A 3,937-nucleotide genomic window follows, 5' to 3' on the forward strand; every position below is an offset into this window, starting at 1 on the left:
TATTCTATGATTTTTATCAATCACTTAATTTGTTATTTTTACGGAAGGAGAAATTTATGGAAGATATTTCAATTTATGTAAAAACCGCAGAATTAGGAAAAACGGGGATTCACTGGCGTTATATTCAGAGTAACGATCATCAACCTTCAGAAGTTCCCAGTTTACTTAAACGGAAAATTTTAAACAATGAAAATTCTATAATCCTTGATGATTTACTAGATGTTGTTAAACCTTCTCTATTAATTTTTAGAGATGGACAGGACAACAAACTATTATTAGAAGTGACAGGGATAGAATCACCTAAACGTTCAGAACGCAGGGGTAGAAAAGTTTTAAATTCTATTGTTTTTATCACTGATGATGAACAAGAGATCAGAAAAATTGCCTATAGTGCCCTAGAAAATATGTTAGGAAATGATGAATCATTTAGCCAGATGATTCAGGATTCTATTGACTTTCATGAATTAGAAGAATTTCGAGTAGATTTAGATAAAGTTAAAACATTTATTAATAGTCTCCCTGATCTCCCTGATAGTGATAGCGAAAATAATCAAGAAACGGATTATAAAATTGATTTTTATTCCAAGGAACATTTACAAGATTTAGCAGATAATTTAAAAAATTACCATTTTCCTAAAGAGTGGAAGAGTTGGAATGGAGACATTAAAACAGATGGTGTTTTAGTTCTGGTAACGGATACTTTAGAAGAAAAAACAATTTTACATGAAGTTGGTGTCTGGCGAGGTTTTGCTAAAAATTCTCAGGAACCAGAAACACCAAAAACAGTAAATCAAAATCAAGAAATAGAAAATTTACCAGTAACACCAACACCAGAATTAACAAAGAAATTAGGAGAAAACCAAGAAAAAAAGAACCTGACGCTGAGACTGGTGTTGATAGTGTTAATACTAAGCATCTTATTACTCATAATAGTGATCCCAAAACTACATCAAAAGAACTTAGAGATAGATTGTCAGAATTTAACTCAGAATATAAAAAATACAAAGACCAATATATGTCATCCACAGGAACAAACACCAAAACCGACCAAGAACTAACCGGGTTAATGCTACAAATAATAGAAGAACGTAATATTCTACTTGAGCTATATTGTATAGTGGAGTTTTTTGATGGTCTTTTTTTAAATAATAAAAAACAAGACTTATCGGCTATTGATTTGGCAGAAAAATCAGTACAATCAATGACAAATCTTATTAAAAATATCAGGGTTATTTTTAATAAGACATCATTATTAGAAGATCAATTAAAGATTGCTAATATTATTGTATCAGGAAAAGATTTTCTTCAAATTATACCAGATCTATTAAAATTTTATCCCAATTTAAAAAATATTAATATAATAAGGATTTTAACAGACGGATTCAACCTTCATCCCAAGTTAATTGATAAATTCAATAATAATGATAATATTCAAAACTACTTACTGTCTCTTGCTCGTTTAAAGATACTAGACCAGCAAAGCTCTAACCAAGATAGGACAGAAGAAGAACAAAAAGCTTTAGATGACTATAATAATTTTGTAGCTAAAATCAAAACAATTACTGAAATTAAGGAAATATGGGATAACCATCAATGAATTAATCAACCAAACTAACGTCTATAATTTTTCTAAGATTCTATTGTTGTGGAAATGTCTTAGATTCAGTTCCGATATTGACTCACCCTGGGGGTTGGGGGAGAGGTCACAGAGGTTTTTGCCTGTAGCATGAAACAGCCTGGGGGTCAAACGTTACATGGCGTAACAACACGATACAATAGGAGTGATCTAGCCAGAAACCATATCAACAAGGAGATAACCAACGCATGGGCAAAGTAGTCGGCATTGACTTGGGAACAACAAACTCTGTGGTTGCGGTCATGGAGGGCGGAAAACCCGTTGTGATTGCTAACTCTGAAGGGATGCGAACCACACCCTCCGTCGTTGGGTTTACCAAGGAAGGAGAACGCATCGTGGGACAGATGGCTAGACGTCAGGCGGTTTTGAACCCCCAAAACACCTTTTATGGGGTCAAACGGCTGATGGGTTGTCGCTATTCTGACCTGTCTCCCGCCTCGAAACGGGTTCCCTACACGATGCGACGGGATGAAACGGATAATATTAGAATCAAATGTCCTCGTGTTAATAAAGATTTTGCACCGGAAGAAATTTCGGCAATGATATTAAAAAAATTAGTTGAAGAAGCGACTCGGTATTTAGGAGAAGAAATTACCGGGGCTGTAATTACGGTTCCTGCCTATTTTAATGATTCTCAAAGACAAGCCACCAGAGACGCCGGACGCATCGCAGGATTAGACGTTAAACGCATTTTAAATGAACCGACGGCGGCTTCTTTAGCTTATGGTTTGGAACGCAGAGATTATGGAACCATTTTAGTGTTTGATTTGGGGGGCGGCACCTTTGATGTCTCGGTTTTAGAGGTAGGAGAAGGAGTATTTGAAGTTAAGTCTACCAGTGGAGATACGCAACTGGGAGGAACGGATTTTGATCAGAAAATTGTCGATTGGTTAGCGGAACAATTTCTATCAGAAGAAGGAGTAGATTTAAGACGCGATCGCCAATCGTTACAACGGTTAACAGAAGCCGCTGAAAAAGCAAAAATTGAGCTTTCTGGGGTGGGAGTTACCGATATTAATTTACCCTTTATTGCCGCTACAGAAGACGGCCCGAAACATTTAGAAACTCGCTTAACGAGAGGAGAATTTGAGGGATTATGTGGGGATTTAATTCAACGGTTACGTCGTCCGGTGAAACAAGCGTTAGCCGATGCAGGATTAACGTCTAATGATATTGATGATGTGATTTTAGTCGGCGGTTCAACTCGAATGCCAATGGTGCAACAATTAGTTAGAACCTTAATTGATTTAGAACCAAATCAAGGGGTGAATCCTGATGAAGTGGTGGCGGTTGGTGCCGCAATTCAAGCGGGAATTTTAGCCGGAGATGTACGAGATGTATTATTATTAGATGTGACTCCATTATCGTTAGGATTAGAAACCATTGGGGGAGTGATGAAAAAATTAATTCCCCGTAATACGACGATTCCCGTGCGTCGTTCTGATATTTTTTCAACTTCAGAAAATAATCAAACTTTGGTAGAAGTTCATATCTTACAAGGTGAACGAGAATTAGCCGTTGATAATAAATCTTTGGGTCGATTTAAGTTAACTGGAATTCCGCCAGCACCGCGAGGAGTTCCGCAAATTCAAGTCGCCCTTGATATTGACGCCAATGGTATTTTACAAGTTACGGCGTTAGATAAAACCACTGGACGGGAACAAAGTGTTGTCATTCAAGGTGCTTCTACTTTATCTCAAGAAGAAGTGAATCGCATGATTCGAGATGCGGAAAAATATGCAGAAGTTGACCGTTTACAACGAGAACGAGTCGAAAAACGTAACCGCGCCCAAGCGTTAACTTATCAAGCCGAACGACAATTAAGAGAAGTTGCTTTAGATTATGGAATGCAATTTGCTCAACGTCAACGGTCAAGAATTGAAACGTTAATTCGGTCTTTAAGAGATAGTTTAGAGCGAGATGATGAACGAGGAATTGATCAAATTAGTGTAGATTTACAAGATGCTTTATATGAGTTAAGTCGAGAAGTTTCGATTTTTGCGACGGAGGACGATGAGGATGATTTATTTGGTTCAATTCGTCGAACTTTTTCCGGTGAAAAACGTCGAGTTGATCCCTATGAACCTACTACCCGCAGTTATCCTCGATATGACCAACGCAGCAGTAGTGGTGGTAGTTTAGGCGGGGGTGTATCACGTTCTCGTCGCTATTCTTCCAGTGATAATTGGGATGATGATGATGATGATTGGTTGTAAAATTAGAAACCGGGTTTCTCAAAGAAACCCAGTTTCTGCTGATTCAAAATATAGACTTTAACCTAAATTTAACCTATGCAAAATT

General features: G+C 37.2%; 3 protein-coding genes. All 3 read left to right on the forward strand.

Annotated elements, in window-relative coordinates; all coding sequences use genetic code 11:
* The coding region (locus tag ACKPEB_RS01850) for a hypothetical protein (RefSeq protein WP_408967473.1) at window positions 1–1,058 on the forward strand (1,058 nt) is incomplete at its 5' end.
* Complete coding sequence (locus tag ACKPEB_RS01855) at window positions 1,016–1,597, forward strand: hypothetical protein (protein ID WP_408963076.1); 582 nt, start codon at window positions 1,016–1,018, stop codon at window positions 1,595–1,597. The genes ACKPEB_RS01850 and ACKPEB_RS01855, both read left to right, overlap by 43 nt.
* A 227-nt stretch (window positions 1,598–1,824) precedes the next feature.
* A complete protein-coding gene (gene dnaK / locus ACKPEB_RS01860) occupies window positions 1,825–3,852 on the forward strand; it encodes a molecular chaperone DnaK (protein ID WP_408963077.1) in 2,028 nt (675 codons plus the stop codon).
* Window positions 3,853–3,937: the final 85 nt, after the last annotated feature.

It is taken from the genome of Planktothrix sp., assembly GCF_046067725.1.
Taxonomy (GTDB): Bacteria; Cyanobacteriota; Cyanobacteriia; order Cyanobacteriales; family Microcoleaceae; genus Planktothrix.